Consider the following 19,824-nt stretch of genomic DNA (forward strand, 5'->3'; position numbering starts at 1 on the left):
AATAAATCAATATCACTTAAGTTGTTGATATGAATAATTGTTAAGACTTTTTAGTAGGCAGAGCGGAAAATAAGTTCCCCGTTTGATAGCAAATATCTAAAATAATTCGGTTTGTGATTGAAATTTAAAAATGCTGTCTGAATGTTTTGTTATTCAAAAGACGGTTTTTTGCAGGTATATAACCAAACACCATAAGAAAATCAGAAACCATTCTTTCCTATTTTTTCAGACGGCCTTTAATATCGGCGGACAATCATTGATAAAGTAAGAGCACGACTATGAGCCATTATCCGTTGTTTGCCGATTTGAAAAACCGCCCTGTTTTACTGGCAGGTGCGGGTAAGGTTGCCGAGCGTAAGGCGGAAAGCCTGTTGTCTGCCGGAGCGCGCGTGCGTGTTGTTGCGGAAACTTTGAATCCGCAGTTTCAGCAATGGGCGGCTGAAGGGAAAATAGTTTGGCTGGGTGGCTTGTTTGAAGAAGCCATGCTGGACGAGGTGTATTTCGTTATTGCGGCGACGGATAATGGCATGTTTAACCGCCGTGTTTTTGAAGCGGCGGAACGACGGGTGAAATTGTGCAATACGGTGGATACGGCGGACTTGTGTTCGTTTATCGTGCCTGCCGTGGTGGATAGGGGGCCATTGAAGATAGCCATATCCAGCGGCGGTACTGCGCCTGTATTGGCGCGTAAATGGCGGCAGATTATTGAAACATTGATTCCGCTGCATACGGGCACGATGGCGCGTATTGCCGGTAAATGGCGCGAAAAGGTTAAACAGACTATTCATCATGTCGAACGACGCCGTTATTTTTGGGAAAAGTTGTTCGACAGCCGTTTCAGTATTTTTGCGGCTCAAAACAATATCGAGGCGGCAGAACGTGAATTGATCACGCAGTTAAACCGGGAAACGCCGTTTGGCGGCGAAGTGGTTTTGGTGGGCGCAGGGCCGGGAGATCCGGGCTTGCTGACCATACATGCTTTGCAGGCGATACAGGCTGCGGATACCGTGTTTTACGATGCTTTGGTGTCGGATGAGATTTTGGCGATGGTGCGTAAAGATGCGGTGAAAATCAGCGTGGGTAAACGTGCTGGTGCGCACCATGTTCAGCAGGAAGAAACCAACCGTCTATTGGTTGAACACGCTCAAAAAGGCGAGCGTGTGGTAAGGTTGAAAGGCGGCGATCCTTTTGTGTTCGGTCGCGGCGGGGAGGAAGTGCAAACCCTGCATCAGGCCGGGATTGCCTACCGCATTGTGCCGGGTATTACTGCCGCGCTTGGAGCTACTGCTTATGCCGGTATTCCGTTAACCCATCGCGATTGTGCCCAAGGTGCTTTATTTGTAACCGGCCACAGCAAACACGAGGGCAGTCAGCCCGATTGGCAGACTTTGGCTTTAAGCCGCCAAACGTTGGTAATCTATATGGGCACGCTTAAAGCGGCTGAGATTGCGGAAAAGCTGATGGCTTATGGCAGGCAGCCTTCTACACCTGTTGCCGTGATTTCCAATGGGACTTTACCGCATCAAACCGTGCGGACAGGCCGTCTGAAAGATTTGGGCTTGTTGGCTGCCGAAGCAGAACGTCCGGCTTTAATGGTAATTGGCGAAGTGGTTGCCCTGCGCGATGAGATGAAATGGTTTGGAGAATTTGTCGAATGCTATGAAGAAGCTGCATAAAGAGGATTGATCAAACAAGGCCGTCTGAATATTGGTTTTCAGACGGCCTTGCCTTATTTAAAAGCTTGGCAATATTGCTGATAACGTTCTGCCAGTCCATATAGGATGATTGCTGTCAGCCCCCAGATGTCGTAGTGTCGGAAAGGCAGGGCGGGGAGGGCGAGGGTTTGATTGTTGTGATGAAGATGACGGTATGAGTAGTTTTGCAGGTTTAAGGTGAAGTCCAAAGGCAGATAAAAAATTTCTGCTACTTCATCGGGATTTGCTTTGGGGTTGACGGGCTGGGTGCAAATTGCCGGAACAGGCGTAACACGGTAGCCGGAAGGTGTGTCATAAAAGGGTAGCGGCGCAAAAGTCTGCCATGCGGCAATCGGAATGGCGGTTTCTTCGTAAGCTTCTCTTAACGCCGTTGCCGTTAGGCTGTCGTCTTGGGCATCTTTGCGGCCGCCGGCAAAGGCGATTTGTCCGGTGTGTTGCCTTAAGGTCTCGGCCCTTTTGGTCAGTAAAATTTGCCACGCTCCTTCATGCAAGGCGATGCCGACCAAAACGGCTGCTTCTTTGACCGTTTTAGTGGTAACTAATTGATTGCGCTCTGCTTGCATACGGCTGCTGAAGCGTGAAGCTTGAGTTAGGAAATGGATAAGGTGGTCGGTATTCATTTTTGGCGCTGATCGTTTTATGCAGATGAGGATTACACAAGGTTTACGGTTACCGTGTCAACAAAATAGGGTGCGTGTGTTACAGTTATGCCTGAATGATAAATAAAGCTTTGCGTCTGTTCTGCAAGTGCTTAGGCCGTCTGAAAATGTCGGCAGGTTCTCAAAAAGGATAGTTATGTTGTTTTCCCCATCCCGTATTCGAGTGGCAGCTGCGGCTGTCATGATGTTGTTTGTTACACAAACTTTTGCCGCGCCCGGCGATTCAAATGCAGTTTTTGAATCGGCTAAGATTATTAAAAAGAAAAGCCGTACCGACCGTTTTTCTCCCGAAGAGCGCGAGCAGGAGCGGATACGTCTGTTGGGTATACAAAACCGTACATCTCAGGTTTTCACTTTGTTAAATTCAGAACTGGCCCTGCAAAAGGGTGATGCAGCTTCTGCGTTGTTTACTTATATTTTAACGTTGCATCGCACCAAATCTCCCGAAGTGGCCGAACGCGCTTTGGAGATGGCGGTTTCGTTAAACGCATTTGAACAGGCTGAAGCCATTTACCAAAAATGGCGCGAAATCGAGCCGGAGCCTGGTGAAACACAAAAGCGTATGACTTGGTTGCGCAATTTGCTGCTGGGTAAAGCCGATAAGAATTTGAGCGGATTGGACAAGGTAATTGCCGGCGGTAGTGAAGATGAGCAAAAGCGCGTGTTCCTGCTTTTAGCACAAACCGCAGCACAACAGCCGAATCTGACCAGCGATGCGGTTAAACAGGTGCATAAAACGGCCTTGAATTATAAAGACTTTCCAGAAGCGGCGATTGCGGATGCAATTTTTAGTGCAAAAGACGGTCAAAAGAAACACGCCATTGCGGCATTGCAGCGATTGGCCAAGTTGGACAACGAAATTTTGCCGCCGACTTTTGTGACGTTGCGGCTGATGGCGCAACGGCATCCTGATATTTTGGACGGCTTCTTCAAAGAGACAGACACCAAAACCTTATCTCCGATTTGGCAGGAATTGGACATCGCCAATTTGATCGCCCATGGTCAAAATGATAAGGCCTTTAAGCGTTTGCAGACTTTATTGGAAGAAAATCCCAACCCTGATTTGTATATTCAGGCTGCCTTATTGTCAGCGAGCAAGACAGAAAATATTTCTGCGGTAAACAGCTATCTGGAAAAGGCTTATAAAGCTGGCACGGAAGAGCAGCGCAGCCGTGCAGCGTTGATTGGTGCGGTTTCATATAATGATGTAGAAGAATTGGCCAAAGCCAAACAATGGCTGGATAAGGTAACGGCTACGGCTTATACGTTTGATAAAACCATTTTGGCTGCTTCTATCGAAGCCAAACAGGGCAACCATAAAGAGGCTTGGGCTTTGGTACAACGCGCACAAAAAATGCCCGAGCAAAGAGGACGTTATTTTGAAGTTAAGGATTTGTTGAGTACGGCTTTGTTCGTATTGTCTAAAAATACCAATCTTCAAGAATCGTTGAACGCTTTGAACAGCTTGGTAAATTCCACCGAAAAATCCTTGAAAACCCAAGCTTCTCCGGAGCTGCTTGCCAATGTGCTGTATCAGCGTTCGATGGTGTATGAGAAGCTGAATCAGCCAGGCAAGGCGATTGCCGATTTGCGCCGAGTTGTTGAGTTGTATCCGGACAATCCGCATGGTTGGAATGCTTTGGGCTATACCTTGCTGTCCAACGGCAAGGATTTGGACGAGGCTTTCAAAATGGTTCAGATGGCCTATCAAATGGATCCGGAAAGCGCAGCCATTAATGATAGTGTAGGCTGGGCATATTATCTTAAAAGCGATGCCCAAATGGCTTTGCCGTATATCCAATATGCCTATGGAAAAGAACCTGAAGCCGAAGTCGCCGCACATTTGGGCGAAGTCCTATGGACGCTTGGAGACCAAGACAAGGCCAAAGAAATCTGGAATGACGGCTTGAAACGTGGAAGCAATCTCCGAGTATTAAAAGAGACAATGTCCAAATTCGGTATAACGCCCAGCAAACCGCATACTCAAAAACACAAATAAAACCCAAAGGCCGTCTGAAAGCGTTTGATTTCAGACGGTCTATGAAGGAATATCCATGAATTTAAAACGATTATCATCGGTTGCAGCCTTATTGCTTTTAGCTGCCTGTGCGCAGCCAAACTTACCTCAGCAAAACAGTTGGCAAGCAGCAGAGCAGGTGCAGGATTTTAGCGCAGACGGTCGTTTGGCTGTCAAAGTGGAAGGAAAAGGCTCTTATGCCAATTTCGATTGGACTTATCAGAACGCGGTTCAAACCATTGATGTGAATACCCCATTGGGCAATACCGTAGGCCAGCTGTGTCAAGACAGTGAAGGTGTATTGGCGGTAGACAGTAAGGGTAAGGTTTATCAGGCGGAAACTGCTGAGGAATTGAGCAGACAGCTTTTGGGCTTTGCTTTGCCGGTACAATATTTGCATATTTGGGCAGATGGTAAACGCGTTGCCAATGCGCCATACAAAATCCTGCCTGATGGACGTCTGGAGCAGTTTGACTGGACGATATCGCGCACTTTAAATAGTTCAGGACAGCCCAAAACGCTTCAACTTGAAAATGCCAAGTTTAATATCCGCTTGGTGTTTGACACGGTAAACCACTCTTTGGATAAGAATGGACAAACCCGATGCGCAGCACGCAAATAGAGGATGCCATGTCTGTTTCAGAGGAAATCCAAGCCTTTCCTGCGCCGGCTAAATTAAATTTGGATTTGAGGATTACCGGCCGCAGGAGCGATGGTTATCATAATTTGGAAAGTATTTTCTGTTTGATCGGCTTATATGATACCGTTCATCTGAAAATCCGTACTGATGGGCAGATTATTCTGCATACGCCGGTCGAAGGGCTTGAACCTGAGCAAGACTTAACTTATCGGGCGGCTAAATTATTACTGCCATATGCAAGCGTAGCGCACGGTGTCGAAATCTGGTTGGATAAAGTGATTCCAACCGGAGGCGGATTGGGCGGCGGAAGCTCTGATGCAGCCACGGTTTTAATGGTTTTAAACCAATGGTGGCAATGCGGTTTGAGTAGGCAGCAACTGATTGATTTAGGCGTAAGTCTTGGTGCAGATGTTCCTTTTTTTATTTTTGGCAGAAGTGCTTTTGCCAAAGGTGTGGGTGAGAAGCTGGCTGAAATAGATGTCCCTAAACAATGGTATGTTATCGTTAAGCCCCCCGTCCATGTGGCAACAGTTAAAATTTTTGCACATGAAGGCTTGACACGGGATTCCAAACCCAGCATAATGCCGACTTTCCAATCGTTACAGCCGTTTCAAAATGATATGCAGGCGGTTGTATTTCAGGAATATCCTGAAGTTTGGAAGGCTTATGTTGAGTTATCCCAATATGGTCATGCATTAATGACCGGTTCTGGGGCTTGTTTGTTTATAGCAAGTGAATCTCATCAAGAAGCAAATACAATTTACCAACAGGTTTCTCAATCATATGAAGCTTATTGTGTGGAAGGGTTAGATATTCATCCGCTGTTTCATATGATTTAGTAAGTTGGGGAGTCGTCAAGCGGTTAAGACACTGGATTTTGATTCCAGCATGCGAAGGTTCGAATCCTTCCTCCCCAGCCAAACCCTTTGTTGGGGAGTCGTCAAGCGGTTAAGACACTGGATTTTGATTCCAGCATGCGAAGGTTCGAATCCTTCCTCCCCAGCCAACACCCTTTATTGGGGAGTCGTCAAGCGGTTAAGACACTGGATTTTGATTCCAGCATGCGAAGGTTCGAATCCTTCCTCCCCAGCCAAATAAAAGCGTGTAAGTTTTCTTACACGCTTTTTTATGCTCAGAGCGCAATAACGCTGAAAAACTTTTTTTTACCCGTCTTTACGCGTATAATCGCATAATTAGTGTCTTAGACATAGGGCAAAGGGAAGCGTAATGTTTTCTGAGCGTAAATCAAATCTAGAATCAGGTGAAGATATGGCTGCTTATGACAGTTTAATGGTGTTTACCGGTAATGCAAATCCGGAATTGGCACAACGTGTTGTCAAACATTTGGATATTTCACTCGGTGAAGCCACCGTTTCCAAATTCTCTGATGGCGAAGTAGCCATTGAATTGTTGGAAAATGTGCGTGGTCGCGATGTGTTTATTTTGCAACCTACCTGCGCGCCAACCAATGATAACCTGATGGAAATTTTGACTATGGCCGATGCACTCAAACGTGCTTCTGCCGGTCGTATTACTGCCGCGATTCCTTACTTTGGCTATGCGCGTCAAGATCGTCGTCCTCGCTCTGTTCGTGTACCGATTTCTGCTAAATTGGTAGCGAATATGTTGTACTCCGCAGGTATCGACCGCGTATTGACTGTTGACTTGCATGCCGACCAAATTCAAGGTTTCTTTGATATTCCGGTAGATAATATTTACGCTACCCCGATTTTGTTGAACGACATTAAACAACAACGTATCGACAATCTGACTGTTGTCAGTCCTGATATCGGTGGTGTTGTACGTGCACGTGCTGTTGCTAAATCTTTAAATGCTGATTTGGCCATTATCGATAAACGCCGTCCTAAAGCCAACGTGGCTGAAGTGATGAATATCATTGGCGATATTCAAGGCCGTACTTGCTTGATCGTAGATGATATGATCGATACGGCAAACACCTTGTGTAAAGCGGCTGTAGCCCTGAAAGAGCGCGGTGCAGAACGTGTACTGGCATACGCTAGCCATGCAGTATTCTCCGGTGAAGCAGTGAATCGAATTGCTTCTTCCGAAATTGACCAAGTAGTTGTGACAGATACGATTCCGTTGTCTGAAGCAGCTAAAAAATGTGAACGCATCCGTCAAGTTACCATTGCCGGTTTGCTGGCTGAAACGGTACGCCGTATTAGCAATGAAGAATCCGTCTCATATCTTTTCAATGAAGATGTGATGATTGGCGGCATGTTGCTGCCATAACCCGATGTCGTCTTAAGCTGGTCGCGGCCGATGACGACGATTTTATCTAAATTGGAGTATTAAACATGACTTACGAAATTCAAGCCTCTGTTCGCGAAGCCCAAGGCACTGGTGCGAGCCGCCGCCTGCGTCGCGAAGGCCAAATCCCTGGCATTCTGTATGGTGAAGGTCAAGAGCCTGTTGCTATCGCTGTAGACCACAAAACTGTATTCTACGCATTGGAAAAAGAATCTTTCCATACTGCTTTGATTAAACTGTCTTTGAACGGTGAAACTAAAGACGTTATCGTGCGTGACTTCCAAATGCACCCATTCCGTCGCGAAGTTCAACACATCGACTTCCAAGCTGTAAAAGCTGATCAACCTGTACGCATCCGCGTTCCTCTGCACATTGTTAACGCTGAAAACTCTCAAGCTGTTAAATTGCAAGGTGGCCGCGTATCTCTGTTGAACACTTCTGTTGAAGTAGTTGCTTTGCCTGCAAACATTCCTGCTTTCTTGGAGTTGGATTGTGCATCTGTAGTTGCTGGCGACATTCTGCACTTGTCAGACATCAAATTGCCAGAAGGTGTTGAAAGTGTTTCTCTGAAACGTAATGAAAACCTGGCTGTTGCTACTGTTACTGGTAAAAAACGCTAATAGGTAGTTAATATAAGAAAACCGTATCAGATAAATCTGATACGGTTTTTGTTTTACATATAAAATCATTTGCCATAATAAAACTTAGGCAAATGCAGCAGCATATGTACTTTATAAGATTGAAGCAATTTCATTGCGAAGTTTATTAAGAAAGCGGCCATGCCGTACCCATTGTGCGGCCGATTCATAATCCTGTTGTTCAAATGCTTGTTGTAAATCTTGATATAGGTTGCTTTGTACTTCTTGGATTTCTTGATCCAGCGCTCGGATGGCATCATGGTTTTGTTCCATTTGTGCATCCATCAATGTTTCCCGCCATTCCATCTGCTGCATGAGGAATTCTGGTGAAAACGAAGTGTGTTCAGGTGCATCAGCATCGATATTTTGGCTTTTCAAGAGATAAGCGGCTCGATCAATAGGGCTTTTTAATGTGCGGTAGGCGTCATTAATTGTAGAAGACATCATAACGGCTTGTTTCTGCTCAAAAGCTGAAGCAGAAGCAAATTTATCGGGATGAAAACGGGCAGCTAAAGCTCGATAGATCTGTTCGAGTGCTTCGGTATCAATATTGAAAGATGGCTCAAGCTGAAAGAGGTTGAAGTATTGAGACATGATATCAAAGGAAAAAATCTAAAGAAGAGGATTATTTTACGATATAATCCAGAAACTGTTTATACGAAAGGAAAACAATATGACCGGTAAGGTGCAACACAATAAAGGCAAAATACGAGACAATGCCTTAAAAGCCTTAGTCAAATCTGATTTGTTCCGACACAAAGTAGAACGAAAAAGAAAAGGCAAGGGTAGCTATAATAGGCAAGAAGCCAAAAAATGGCGGGATGGTTTTGATACTTTCTCGCCATTTTTGATATTTTAAACGTGGAAGCTCTCGCCACAGCCGCAGGAATCTTTAACGTTTGGGTTTTCAAATTTGAAACCTTCCTGTAATCCTTCTTTGGTGTAATCGACTTGCGTGCCGTCTAGATAAACCAAGCTTTTCGGATCGATATAAACGCGTGCGCCGTGTTCTTCAAAAATCAGGTCATCCTCGTTCACTTCATCGACAAATTCAAGGTTGTATGCCATGCCTGAGCAGCCGCTGGTTTTCACACCCAAGCGCACGCCCAAACCTTTACCGCGTTTGGTCAGGTAGCTGTTGATGTGTTTGGCTGCGTTTTCTGTGATGGTAATCATGCTTTTTTCCTCATTTCGCAATCATTTTCTGTTTTGTCTGCTTTTTTATTTCAGATGGCCTCTTGAACTATCAGGCCGTCTGAAAACGCTGTTTTGCCCACTCTATTGCGGCAGTAATGGCAGCTTTGGCCTGCGGACTATTTTTCCAACAGGTTGAGCCGGTTAATTGTGCGCCCTGTTCCAAAATATCGTCTAAATCCGCAACCTCCAGAGTGGCAATATCATCAATCCCATTTGCTGCAAACGCTGCAATATGGTTTTACCTATTCCTTTGACAGCAAGTAGGGATTGGATTTCTTCATCGGTAAAAGGCATATCGTCTTCTTTGATTTTGCAGGTACTGGCGCACTTATATGGCAAGTTGGGCCTATCAAGCCGATTTAGACATTAATGTCTGCAAACTAAGTATCTGGCAAACAAGGTTATTTGTTTTCCTGACGTTTGCGATAGTCGGCAACGGCTGCTTTTACCGCATCTTCAGCCAAGATGGAGCAGTGGATTTTTACCGGCGGCAGCTCCAATTCTTCGGCGATTTCGCTGTTTTTGATTGCCAGCGCGTCATCCAAGCTTTTGCCTTTTACCCACTCGGTAATCAGGCTGGAAGAAGCGATAGCAGAGCCGCAGCCGTAAGTTTTAAATTTTGCATCTTCGATAATACCCTCATTGTTTACTTTGATTTGCAGACGCATTACGTCACCGCAGGCCGGTGCACCGACCATGCCGGTACCGACAGATTCGTCGTTTTTGTCGAAAGTACCGACGTTGCGGGGGTTTTCGTAGTGGTCGATTACTTTATCGCTGTATGCCATGATGTGGTTTCCTTTGTGTTTTTAGTGGTGTAAATGGTTTGTTTACGAATATTCAGATGGCCTGAAGTTTAGATTTTACACGCGCCGCCTTCGCAGCCGTCATCATTCTCTGAATCAACGCCGCCTTCTACGGTAACGCCGTCAAAATCTTCAAGCAGGTTGTCGAGATTGTCGAGGTCTAATTCTTGTTCGTTCATGGATTGCATCCTTGGTTTGAATGTGGTGGTTTTTAGGTCGTTTGAAAAGGCTTTTTTAGAGTTTCAGACGGCCTTTTTTAATGTCCAGGTTGATTGCTTATTGCAAAGTTGTTTTATTAACCATCTACAAAAGCACATTCCAAAATTGTTTGGGCTTTCCCATCAACATTAATCGGTTTTAGTTTTGCTTGCAGGGTTTCGTATTCTTCTAAAATCAAACTGTATTTTCGAATAGGGCGGTATTTTCCTTTTAACACCTTGCGTGCCTGTTCCAAAGGTACATCCAACAACAAACGGGTGTAGCTGTAACCTGCGGTTTCTAATTGGAACGTCTGGCTGATATGAACCACAGGTAAGCCATAGTAAGTACCGCTTAGTTTCAAACGGGTTTGATCAAGAATGAACTGTTCTCCGTCTTCACTAAATTCCGCGCGGTGCAAAGTCATCGGAGGGTGCGCAAGATCACGGTAAGCCTTTGGCAGCTTGACTCTATTGGGATAATTCAAACGCAGGTTTTGATATTTAGAGTCTTTATCGTTCCAGTCATAGCTTGCATCACTAAATGGATCCAACAGGTTTTCCAAATGTTTATCGAATTGGCAGCCATTTTCAAATGATTTGAATATAGTTGACCAATCAGGTTGTGTCTGTGCTGAAACCAGCGGGACCGAGCATAGAATCAGACAAGAAAGTAAGTGGCGTATTTTATTTTTTATTATCGTCATTTTTAGTATTTTTCTTGATGAGGTCGTCTGAAAAGGTAAAGGCCTTGGGGATTTTTCAGACGACCTTTTCTCTTGATTAATGCGCCGCCCATTCAATCGAGTTCAAATCGATACCCTCTTTAAACATTTCCCACAGCGGGGACAGTTCGCGCAGTTTGCCGATTTTAGATTTAATCAGTTCTGCTGCGAATTGGACTTCTTCTTCGGTGGTCATGCGACCGAAGGTGATGCGCAGGGATGAATGTGCCAATTCGTCGTTGCGGCCGAGTGCGCGTAAAACGTAGCTTGGCTCAAGGCTTGCAGAAGTACAGGCGGAGCCGCTGGATACGGCGAGTTCTTTAACCGCCATAATCAGGCTTTCGCCTTCGACGAAGTTAAAGCTGACGTTTAGGTTGTTTGGAGCGCGGTGTTCGAGGTCGCCGTTGATGTAGACTTCTTCAATGCCTTCGATACCTTTGAGGAAGATATCGCGCAGTTTCAGGTAGTGTGCAGTATCTTGTGCCAATTCTTCTTTGGCGATGCGGAAGGCTTCGCCCATGCCGACGATTTGATGGGTCGGCAAGGTGCCGCTGCGGAAACCGCGTTCGTGGCCGCCGCCGTGCATTTGGGCTTCGAGGCGGACGCGTGGTTTACGGCGTACATACAGGGCGCCGATGCCTTTAGGGCCGTATACTTTGTGGCCGGACATAGACAACAAATCAACTTTGGCAGCTTCAACGTCAACAGGCACTTTGCCGCAGGCTTGTGCTGCGTCAACGTGGAAAATGATTTTGCGTTCGCGACAGATTTCGCCGATGGCAGGAATATCTTGAACCACGCCGATTTCGTTGTTTACCCACATGACGGAAACGAGGATGGTGTCTTCGCGGATGGCGGCTTTCAGTACGTCTAAATCAACCAAGCCGTTTTCTTGTACGTCCAGATAAGTTACTTCGTAACCTTGGCGTTCGAGTTCGCGCATGGTGTCGAGTACGGCTTTGTGCTCGGTTTTTACGGTGATGAGGTGGTTGCCTTTGGATTTGTAGAAGTGGGCCGCGCCTTTGATGGCGAGGTTGTTGGACTCGGTTGCGCCGCTGGTAAAAACAATCTCTTTGGAGTCGGAGTTAATCAGGGCGGCAATGTCTGCACGTGCTTTTTCTACGGCTTCTTCTGCTTCCCAACCGAAGCTATGGCTGTTGGAGGCTGGGTTGCCGAAAATATCGGACAGGTAGGGAATCATTTTTTCGGCAACGCGGCGGTCAACGGGAGTGGTGGCGGCGTAGTCGAGGTATACTGGGGTTTTGACGGTCATGGTTTGCTCTTTCGTTTGGTCATCTGCCTGCGGTCTTTGCCGTAGGTCGGTTTAATGAATGTGTGTAAAGGTAACGACATGACTGCTGTCGCTGCAGTTTTTTTGTTCAATGATGCTTTGCAGCGTAACGCCGCTGAGGTAATCATTGATGGTTTTGTTTAAGTTTTCCCAAAGGTCATGGGTCAGACAGGGGGCGCCGTGGTGGCAGTTTGCTTTGCTGCCGCACTGCGTGGCATCAAGTCGGTCTTCGGCTGCGGAGATGATTTGTGCAATATTGATTTGCTCGGCGGGAGCTGCAAGGATATAGCCTCCGCCTGGGCCGCGTAGGCTTTCAACCAATCCGGCACGGCGCAGCTTGCTGAATAATTGTTCGAGGTAGGAGAGCGATATGCTTTGTCGTTCGCTGATGGCACTGAGTTTGACAGCACCGGTTTGCGCGTTCATCGCCAAATCTATCATGGCGGTTACTGCAAATCGCCCTTTGGTAGTCAGTCTCATGGTGTGGTTGCCTGTGTGGGGCGTTTTTATTAGTGGGGGAATTGTCTAATATCTGAGTGTTTCAGTCAAGTATGTGGCGGTTCGGTTTGATTGTTTGTTTAAATGGTGGCATGGGTTGATTTTTAAATCGGAAAATATTTTCTTTATTTTTCTGTGATTTGGATTTAAGGCCGTCTGAAAAAAGGCTATCAACCCTACAAATACCAGGGTTAAAATGTTTTGATTTAATATTGATACTGATATAGATTATCAAAATTATTCTTAAAATTTAGTTGTTTTGATGGAGTAAAATAATGAGGTGTTTGAAATGTTCAGACGGCCTTGACCATCCATCTTTACCTTAACAGAGGCAATCGACAATGAAATCTGATTTAAGCAAAATAACCTGTATCGAAGACTTGCGCCTTGTTGCCAAACGTAAAATGCCGCGTATGTTTTATGACTATATTGACTCAGGCTCTTGGACGGAAACTACTTATCGTGAAAACACTTCGGATTTCAAAGACATCCGTTTCCGCCAAAAGGTATTGGTTAATATGGAGGGACGCAGTCTCGAAACCAAAATGATTGGGCAGGATGTGAAAATGCCGGTGGCGATTGCGCCAACAGGTTTCACGGGTATGGCGCACGCTGATGGGGAAATCTTGGCGGCGCGGGCTGCTGAGAAATTCGGTATCCCGTTTACGCTGTCGACCATGTCTATTTGTTCGATTGAAGATGTGGCTGAAAACACCAGTTCGCCGTTTTGGTTTCAGCTTTATGTGATGCGCGACCGCGAGTTTATGGAAAACCTGATTAAGCGTGCAAAAGATGCCAATTGTTCGGCTTTGGTATTGACTGCCGATTTGCAGGTTTTGGGTCAGCGCCACAAAGACATTAAAAACGGCTTGTCTGCGCCGCCGAAACCGACCATCGCCAATTTAATCAATCTGGCGACCAAACCGGAATGGTGCATGAAAATGCTGAACACGGAACGCCGCACCTTCCGCAATATTGTCGGTCATGCGAAAAACGTGGGTGATTTGTCTTCGCTGTCTTCATGGACTTCCGAACAATTCGACCCGCGTCTGAGCTGGGACGATGTAGCGCGTATTAAGGATTTGTGGGGCGGCAAGTTGATTATTAAAGGCATTATGGAACCTGAAGACGCGGAAAAGGCAGCGAAAAGTGGCGCGGACGCATTGGTCGTTTCCAATCATGGCGGCCGTCAGCTTGACGATACCGTGTCTGCCATTAAAGCTTTGCCTGATGTGGTCAGCGCAGTGGGTAGCGACATCGAGGTTTGGATGGACAGCGGTATCCGCAGCGGTCAGGATATTTTGAAGGCTTGGGCTTTGGGTGCGAAAGGTACGATGATAGGCCGGGCGTTCCTGTATGGTTTGGGTGCGTATGGTGAAGAAGGCGTAACCCGTGCGCTGGAAATCCTGTATAAAGAAATGGATATTTCTATGGCGTTTACCGGTCATCGCAATATTCAAGATGTGGATTCCAGCATTTTGCGTTCTACGCGTTGGGCTCAAGATGAATTTTAATTTTTAAACATAAGAAAAGGCCGTCTGAAAATCTGTTTTCAGACGGCCTTTTTATAGACGGCTATTTCTCGTTTTTGCGATACCATTCAATGAATGCATCGGGTTTGACAAAGCCTAATAAGGGTTCGCTATGACTGCCGTCGGCGCGGACAACAAACACGCCCGGAGGGCCGAAGAGGCCGTATTCTTTCAGTAAGGCCTGATGGTCGGGAGTATTGGCAGTTACGTCGATTTGGAAGAAGCGCTGCATATCGACTGCTTCGTGTACCTGCGGTTGGTTGAGCGTGTAGGCGGCCATTTCTTTGCAGGATACGCACCAGTCGGCGTAGAAATCAATCAGCACGGGTTTGCTAGGATCGGCTTTCAAGGCGGCATCCATAGCGGCTTTGAGTTCTCCGACATCGGTAAACATCTTACCGTGGTCGGTTTCTTGGCCGGCTTCGGATGGCGGAACCAGCGTTAAGAAGTGGTGGAGGGCGGTGGTTTGTTTATTGAAGCTTTGCCAGCCAAACCATGAGCCGCCAATCAGCAGTAAAAAGCCCAATACGGCGGCAACCGTTTTCAGACGGCCTTTTTGTTTGCCGGATTTCGCCAAAAGCATCAGGGCGGGAACAATCATCAGCAAGGTGTAGAGACCGACTACTGCGAAATAAGGCAGATGCGGTGTGGCAAGGTATACGGCAACGGCCAGCAAGATGAAGCCGAATGCGTATTTGATGCCGTTCATCCAGTCGCCTGCTTTAGGCAGGATATGGCCGCCGAATGTGCCGATGATGATGAGCGGCACGCCGGTGCCGAGTGCCAAAACATAAAGCGCAAGTCCGCCCAAGACGGCATCGCCGGTCTGGCCGATATAGCCCAAAGCAAATGCCAGCGGAGGTGCAACGCAAGGGCCGACAATCAGCGCGGACAAAATACCCATGATGAAGACGGAAATGATTTTGCCGCCGGAGAGTTTGTTGCTTTGGTTTTGGAAATAGGATTGGACGGAGTTGGGCAGTTGGATGTTGAAGAGGCCGAACATGGACATTGCCAGTACCACCATCAACGCGGCGGCGGCAAGTACGACCCAAGGCTGTTGCAGCCATACGGTCAGCAGCGCGCCGGTCAAGCCGGCAATCACGCCGACCAAGGTATAGGTCAATGCTAAACCTTGTACATACACCATAGACAAGGTGAACGCGCGGCCTTTGCCGGCTTTTTTATCGCCCACGACAATGCTGGAAACAATCGGCAGGAGCGGATACATACAGGCGGTAAAGCTTAAGCCTAAACCTGCGACAAAAAACGCCAACAGGTTGGCGTTTAAAGTATCCCAAGAGAGCTTGAAGCGGCTGCTGTCGGGATTGTTTGTACTGGGTTGCGTTGGCATTTGGCCGTCTGAAGAGGCGGACGGTTGTAAAAAGCGGTCTTTGGCAGAAACCGGCTCATCGCTTTGCGGCTGATAAACCCCGTTGCCTTTTACGTCAAACTCGGTGTCCACAGGCGGATAACATACACCGGCTTCGGCACAGCCTTGATAAGTCAGCGTCAGTTTGTATTGCGGTGCGGCTTGTTTGTAAGGCAGGTCAACCTGTGCGGTATGGTGGTAAACCGTTTGTTTGCCGAAGAATTCGTCTTCTTTTTCTTCGCCTTTGCTGAATTTGGGTTCGCCTAGGATTTTGTCAGGATTGGTCGCTGCAACGATTTTGGACTGGTACATATAGTAGCCGTCGGCGATTTTGAACTGCACGCTGATGCCTTGGTCGGTTACATTGACTTGAGGTACAAAGGCTTGCTCTGGAGGCAGTAAATCATTGGCATCTACTGCGAATGCGAAGCTGCTCAAGCCTAAAAATGCAATGAGGAAATAAAGGAATTTTTTCATAGTATCTACGGAGTTGCCGTTGAGGAACCGTCATTATAAATGATGGAAAAAACAATCGGCTTAATTTATGTTAAATATTGCGAGAGAAATCTAATGCTTTTGAATTATATCGAAATAGAGTTGCCCATATATGACCGATAGTCTCATGTTATCGTTCAATCTATGCCAAAGGCCGTCTGAAATGTTCAGACGGCCTTTGTTTTTATTCTGCTCGGCTTTTAAGGATAAGCGATATAAGCGTAAGCGGAATGGTTGTGTATCGATTCGAAGTTTTCGCTTTCGACGACGAATGATTCGATGCGTTTGTCTGCAATTAACACCGTGGCCACATCACGAACCATGTCTTCGACAAACTTCGGATTTTCGTATGCTTTTTCCGTTACATACTTCTCGTCAGGGCGTTTGAGCAAACCGTAGAGCTGGCAGCTTGCCTGTGCTTCGACGTAATCGATGATTTCTTCAATGCCTACATCCGCGTTTGCAATAAGACTGACCGTCACATGCGAACGTTGGTTGTGCGCGCCGTATTGGGAAATTTCTTTGGAACACGGACACAAGGAAGTAACCGGAACCATCACTTTCAGGCTGTGGCTGTATGTACCGTTTTTGATTTCGCCGGTCAGGGTAACATCATAGTCGAGCAGCGATTGGATGCCGGAGACGGGCGCACTTTTCTTGCGGAAAAACGGGAAGGTAACGCTGATTTTGCCGGAATGGGAATCCAACAGGGCAACCATATCGGCGGTCAGCTTGTGCAGCGTATCGAAATCCAAAGCATCGGTTTGTTTTTCCATCAGGGCGACAAAGCGCGACATATGCGTGCCTTTTTGGTCGGCAGGTAGGAAAACCGTCATGGTCAGGCGGGCGACGGTGGATTGTTCGCCTTCTTTGCTTTTGAGGGAGATTGGAAAGCGCAGGTCTTTGATGCCGACCTGATTAATCGGCAGGTTGCGTAAATCGCGGCTGGATTGCACGTCTGCAATGGCGTTCATGCGTGGTATGTCCTTCATGATAGGATTGTTGAGATGCGTGTGGAGGGAGTCGGCTCGTGTCGGCCGATTTGCAAATGCGAGATTATATCACTTGCTTTATCCGCCTGCATTGATTGTTTCTATTTTTCAGATAGTGATAAAATCTTCAATTATTCACATCTATATAGGCAGAGACCCAATGAAATTCGCCACGAAAGCCATCCATTCCAGCTACGATTGCGACGAACACAACCGTGCGCTGATGCCGCCGATTTATCAAAACAGTATGTTCGCGTTGCACGAGATTGGCGAAAATGTGCCTTACCGCTACTCGCGCCTGAGCAACCCGACCCGACAGGTCTTGGAAGATACCGTTGCCGATTTGGAGCACGGTGTGGCCGGCTTTGCGTTTTCCAGCGGTATGGCGGGGATTGATGCCGTATGGCGTACTTTCCTGCGCCCGGGCGATACCATTGTCGCAGTCGCCGATATTTACGGCGGCGCTTATGATTTATTGGTCGATGTTTATCAAAAATGGGGTGTGAACGTTGTTTTTGCCGATTTGGGCAATCCGGATAATCTGGACGAGCTGCTTAAAGCGCACAATGTCAAACTGGTTTGGCTGGAAACGCCGTCCAATCCGCTTTTGCGCTTGGTGGACATCAAAGCGCTTGCCGCGAAAGCCAAAGCAGCCGGTGCGCTGGTCGGCATCGACAACACCTTTGCCACGCCGTATCTGCAACAGCCGTTGGATATGGGCTGTGATTTTGTGTTCCATTCCGCTACCAAATATTTGTGCGGCCATTCGGACGTACTGATGGGCGTAGTCGTTGCCAAAACCAAAGAGCTGGCGCAGCCTTTGCACGACATGATGGTGCATACCGGCGCGATTGCAGGTCCGATGGATTGTTGGCTGGTGTTGCGCGGTATTAAAACACTGGCTCTACGCATGAACGCCCATTGCCAAAACGCACTCGAAATCGCGCGCCGTTTGGAAGCCCATCCTGCCATTGAAAAAGTGTTCTATCCCGGCCTGCCGTCTCACGAACATTACGAACTCGCCCAAGCACAAATGCCCAAAGGCATCGGTGGCGTGGTTACGGTTTACCTCAAAAACGACACGCGTGAAGCGGCCAATAGTGTGATTAAAAACATGAAACTGGTCAAAATGGCTTCTAGCCTTGGCGGAGTGGAAAGTTTGGTCAACCATTGCTATTCCCAATCCCACAGCGGCGTGCCGCATGATGTGAAAATGGAAATGGGCATCAAAGTCGGCCTGCTGCGTTTCTCTGTCGGTATCGAAGATGTGGACGATATTTGGAACGATATTTCCAAAGCATTGGATACGACTTTGTAAATAAGGCTTAAAGGCCGTCTGAAGGTGGATAGTTTTTCAGACGGCCTTTAAATTATGGTGATTAAGATGAATATCCCTGAAAAATTTATTCGTCCATTCCCCTCTCCGGAAGAAGTTTTTTCTGAAGAGATAGAGCGACACGCGAAACATTTTTTACCCATTTGTTCGCTTAATCTTCAATTTATACGTCCTGATAGTGAAGAGTTTTGGATACATTTCGTCCAGCCTGCGGAAATTCATTCGGGTTGCGTAGGTGAGCATACATCGGCATTTCATGACCGCTATAATTTTGAGGACAGTATTTGTTTTGATGTCGATGAGAACGGTAAATATCGATTTAATGGCGATTGGCATTTTTTTATTTTGGAAAACAAGGAAATGCCGTCTGAAATTAAAACCAGAATAATGGAACAGGCGCAAAAGATTGCGGAAAAACAGGGTATGAGTTTTGATCAGGCAGCTTGGTATAAAACGCCGCATATTTATCGGCAGGATACGCAGGAAGAATTAGAAAACGTATATAGAATCAATCATCTTTGTTTTAATGCCATCAAAAATTTGTATCTGAAATATGGAAAATTCCTTCAGGGATATGTACCCATTGAGCTGGACAGTAAATATACTTTGGAAGAATTGGTTGCATTGAAGGAAGCTGCAGATTCACAATGTCAGGATGACGGGTTGGATAGAGATTTGATTGAGGATGCCGGCGGATTATCAGAGGGTATGTTGGAAGAAGGTTTTAACCATATTGATGGAATGTTCCAAGAAGAGTACGGTAATTTAGTGGATACACCCAAACGAGATGATGGAAAAGTTTTTTCTTATGTCGGCTATTTGAGCGGATATAAATTTCAGGAATATGGTTGCGATGAGTTGTACCTATTTTTTGATGCGGATAGTAAAAAAGCCGTTGTCCGTTTGGTGTACAGTTAGACGATAAAGAAGATTTCTAAAAAAGGATGAGTCATGAAAACCCTTATTTCAGCAATGATTGGTGCATTTGTATTGGTTGCTTGTTCTACGCCTGCCGATAAGCCTTTATCAAGTCAGCCACATATTTCTTCTAGCAAATCATCTGAATCAAAGCAAATGAAAATGCCTACTTTAGCCGCTAAATGGCGTGTTGTCGCTTTCAATAAATTCACTGAAAAAGAATTGGCAGATAAAAACGCCTATTTGGATTTCAGCAAAATGCCTAAGGCTTATGGCAATATGGGTTGCAACGGTATGATGTTTCAAGCGAATGTAATCGGAGCGGACAAAATTGATTTTGGCCATATTGCGGTAAGTATGATGCTGTGTGAAGACATGAAGCTGGAAGATGCGTTTTTGCGTAAACAAAGCGTGTGGAACTATCGTTTTGATGGTAACGATTTGATTTTGGAACAAAAAGGCATCAATATCCGTTTGCGCCGTGAATAATCTTAAAGGCCGTCTGAAAATAAATATTTCAGACGG

At 46.4% G+C, this 19,824-nt stretch carries 20 protein-coding genes, 3 tRNA genes and 2 pseudogenes; 14 read left to right on the forward strand and 11 right to left on the reverse strand.

The window, feature by feature from the left end; translation table 11 throughout:
• The first annotated feature begins 278 nt into the window (after nucleotides 1-278).
• Entirely contained in the window at nucleotides 279-1,676 is a 1,398-nt protein-coding gene (gene cysG, locus ACTHTG_RS06295; protein WP_004519908.1) for a siroheme synthase CysG, read from the forward strand.
• A gap of 53 nt (nucleotides 1,677-1,729) precedes the next feature.
• Here cysG and ACTHTG_RS06300 read toward each other — a convergent pair whose 3' ends face one another.
• Nucleotides 1,730-2,335 carry a CoA pyrophosphatase gene (locus ACTHTG_RS06300; protein ID WP_049336772.1) on the reverse strand — a complete coding sequence of 202 codons (606 nt, stop codon included), beginning with the start codon at nucleotides 2,333-2,335 and terminating at the stop codon, nucleotides 1,730-1,732.
• Nucleotides 2,336-2,510: 175 nt separating this feature from the next.
• Between ACTHTG_RS06300 and ACTHTG_RS06305 the strand changes: the two genes are divergently transcribed.
• The 8 genes from ACTHTG_RS06305 (at nucleotide 2,511) to ACTHTG_RS06340 (ending at nucleotide 7,922) form a co-directional block, all read left to right on the forward strand.
• A complete protein-coding gene (locus ACTHTG_RS06305; protein ID WP_004519906.1) occupies nucleotides 2,511-4,373 on the forward strand; it encodes a tetratricopeptide repeat protein in 1,863 nt (620 codons plus the stop codon).
• Between the two features lie 55 nt (nucleotides 4,374-4,428).
• A complete protein-coding gene (lolB, locus tag ACTHTG_RS06310; protein ID WP_004519905.1) occupies nucleotides 4,429-5,013 on the forward strand; it encodes a lipoprotein insertase outer membrane protein LolB in 585 nt (194 codons plus the stop codon).
• A gap of 8 nt (nucleotides 5,014-5,021) precedes the next feature.
• Nucleotides 5,022-5,870, forward strand: a complete 849-nt coding sequence (ispE, locus tag ACTHTG_RS06315) for a 4-(cytidine 5'-diphospho)-2-C-methyl-D-erythritol kinase (RefSeq protein WP_039862210.1) — start codon at nucleotides 5,022-5,024, stop codon at nucleotides 5,868-5,870.
• A 5-nt stretch (nucleotides 5,871-5,875) separates the two neighbouring features.
• A tRNA-Gln gene (locus ACTHTG_RS06320) sits at nucleotides 5,876-5,951 on the forward strand.
• Nucleotides 5,952-5,961: 10 nt separating this feature from the next.
• A tRNA-Gln gene (locus ACTHTG_RS06325) sits at nucleotides 5,962-6,037 on the forward strand.
• Between the two features lie 11 nt (nucleotides 6,038-6,048).
• Nucleotides 6,049-6,124 (forward strand) — tRNA-Gln (locus ACTHTG_RS06330).
• 176 nt (nucleotides 6,125-6,300) lie between these two features.
• Nucleotides 6,301-7,284: a ribose-phosphate pyrophosphokinase gene (locus ACTHTG_RS06335; protein ID WP_100066646.1), complete on the forward strand. Its 984-nt coding sequence runs from the start codon at nucleotides 6,301-6,303 to the stop codon at nucleotides 7,282-7,284.
• A 65-nt stretch (nucleotides 7,285-7,349) separates the two neighbouring features.
• Nucleotides 7,350-7,922 carry a 50S ribosomal protein L25/general stress protein Ctc gene (locus tag ACTHTG_RS06340; protein WP_004519902.1) on the forward strand — a complete coding sequence of 191 codons (573 nt, stop codon included), beginning with the start codon at nucleotides 7,350-7,352 and terminating at the stop codon, nucleotides 7,920-7,922.
• A 111-nt stretch (nucleotides 7,923-8,033) separates the two neighbouring features.
• Here ACTHTG_RS06340 and hscB read toward each other — a convergent pair whose 3' ends face one another.
• Nucleotides 8,034-8,534 (reverse strand): Fe-S protein assembly co-chaperone HscB, encoded by a 501-nt coding sequence (hscB, locus tag ACTHTG_RS06345; protein WP_004519901.1) that lies wholly within the window; start codon nucleotides 8,532-8,534, stop codon nucleotides 8,034-8,036.
• Nucleotides 8,535-8,613: 79 nt separating this feature from the next.
• Here hscB and ACTHTG_RS06350 point away from each other — a divergent pair.
• Nucleotides 8,614-8,836 (forward strand): annotated as a pseudogene (locus ACTHTG_RS06350) (alternative ribosome-rescue factor A).
• Here the strand turns inward: ACTHTG_RS06350 and iscA are convergent.
• From iscA to iscR, 7 genes and pseudogenes are all read right to left on the reverse strand, one after another.
• A complete protein-coding gene (iscA, locus tag ACTHTG_RS06355) occupies nucleotides 8,796-9,116 on the reverse strand; it encodes an iron-sulfur cluster assembly protein IscA (RefSeq protein ID WP_003685774.1) in 321 nt (106 codons plus the stop codon). The pseudogene ACTHTG_RS06350 and the gene iscA sit on opposite strands and share 41 nt — an antisense overlap.
• A 70-nt stretch (nucleotides 9,117-9,186) precedes the next feature.
• A pseudogene (locus ACTHTG_RS06360) lies at nucleotides 9,187-9,431 on the reverse strand (recombinase RecA).
• Between the two features lie 107 nt (nucleotides 9,432-9,538).
• The gene (iscU, locus tag ACTHTG_RS06365) at nucleotides 9,539-9,925 is read right to left on the reverse strand and encodes a Fe-S cluster assembly scaffold IscU (protein ID WP_049335285.1); all 387 of its coding nucleotides are present in this window, start codon (nucleotides 9,923-9,925) and stop codon (nucleotides 9,539-9,541) included.
• A gap of 68 nt (nucleotides 9,926-9,993) precedes the next feature.
• Nucleotides 9,994-10,122: a hypothetical protein gene (locus ACTHTG_RS06370; RefSeq protein WP_003712319.1), complete on the reverse strand. Its 129-nt coding sequence runs from the start codon at nucleotides 10,120-10,122 to the stop codon at nucleotides 9,994-9,996.
• 116 nt (nucleotides 10,123-10,238) lie between these two features.
• Nucleotides 10,239-10,847 (reverse strand): hypothetical protein, encoded by a 609-nt coding sequence (locus ACTHTG_RS06375; RefSeq protein ID WP_308538473.1) that lies wholly within the window; start codon nucleotides 10,845-10,847, stop codon nucleotides 10,239-10,241.
• Nucleotides 10,848-10,923: 76 nt separating this feature from the next.
• Nucleotides 10,924-12,138: an IscS subfamily cysteine desulfurase gene (locus ACTHTG_RS06380; protein WP_308538472.1), complete on the reverse strand. Its 1,215-nt coding sequence runs from the start codon at nucleotides 12,136-12,138 to the stop codon at nucleotides 10,924-10,926.
• Nucleotides 12,139-12,189: 51 nt separating this feature from the next.
• The gene (gene iscR / locus ACTHTG_RS06385) at nucleotides 12,190-12,636 is read right to left on the reverse strand and encodes a Fe-S cluster assembly transcriptional regulator IscR (protein ID WP_003746476.1); all 447 of its coding nucleotides are present in this window, start codon (nucleotides 12,634-12,636) and stop codon (nucleotides 12,190-12,192) included.
• 359 nt (nucleotides 12,637-12,995) lie between these two features.
• On the opposite strand from iscR, the gene ACTHTG_RS06390 reads away from it, so the two are divergent.
• Nucleotides 12,996-14,168 (forward strand): alpha-hydroxy acid oxidase, encoded by a 1,173-nt coding sequence (locus ACTHTG_RS06390; RefSeq protein WP_283121284.1) that lies wholly within the window; start codon nucleotides 12,996-12,998, stop codon nucleotides 14,166-14,168.
• A 61-nt stretch (nucleotides 14,169-14,229) separates the two neighbouring features.
• On the opposite strand, the gene dsbD is transcribed toward ACTHTG_RS06390, so the two are convergent.
• Both dsbD and folE2 read right to left on the reverse strand, forming a co-directional pair.
• On the reverse strand, nucleotides 14,230-16,035 hold the full coding sequence (gene dsbD, locus ACTHTG_RS06395; protein WP_308538471.1) for a protein-disulfide reductase DsbD: 1,806 nt from the start codon (nucleotides 16,033-16,035) through the stop codon (nucleotides 14,230-14,232).
• 218 nt (nucleotides 16,036-16,253) lie between these two features.
• Nucleotides 16,254-17,027 carry a GTP cyclohydrolase FolE2 gene (folE2, locus tag ACTHTG_RS06400; RefSeq protein ID WP_004519889.1) on the reverse strand — a complete coding sequence of 258 codons (774 nt, stop codon included), beginning with the start codon at nucleotides 17,025-17,027 and terminating at the stop codon, nucleotides 16,254-16,256.
• A 178-nt stretch (nucleotides 17,028-17,205) separates the two neighbouring features.
• Between folE2 and ACTHTG_RS06405 the strand changes: the two genes are divergently transcribed.
• From ACTHTG_RS06405 to ACTHTG_RS06415, 3 genes are all read left to right on the forward strand, one after another.
• Nucleotides 17,206-18,363, forward strand: a complete 1,158-nt coding sequence (locus ACTHTG_RS06405) for a trans-sulfuration enzyme family protein (RefSeq protein WP_039862178.1) — start codon at nucleotides 17,206-17,208, stop codon at nucleotides 18,361-18,363.
• Nucleotides 18,364-18,429: 66 nt separating this feature from the next.
• Nucleotides 18,430-19,299 (forward strand): hypothetical protein, encoded by an 870-nt coding sequence (locus ACTHTG_RS06410; RefSeq protein ID WP_141744538.1) that lies wholly within the window; start codon nucleotides 18,430-18,432, stop codon nucleotides 19,297-19,299.
• Nucleotides 19,300-19,332: 33 nt separating this feature from the next.
• Nucleotides 19,333-19,788, forward strand: a complete 456-nt coding sequence (locus ACTHTG_RS06415) for an META domain-containing protein (protein WP_039862177.1) — start codon at nucleotides 19,333-19,335, stop codon at nucleotides 19,786-19,788.
• The last annotated feature ends 36 nt before the right edge of the window (nucleotides 19,789-19,824 follow it).

Source organism: Neisseria sp. P0017.S009, assembly GCF_051957375.1.
Taxonomy (GTDB): Bacteria; Pseudomonadota; Gammaproteobacteria; order Burkholderiales; family Neisseriaceae; genus Neisseria; species Neisseria perflava.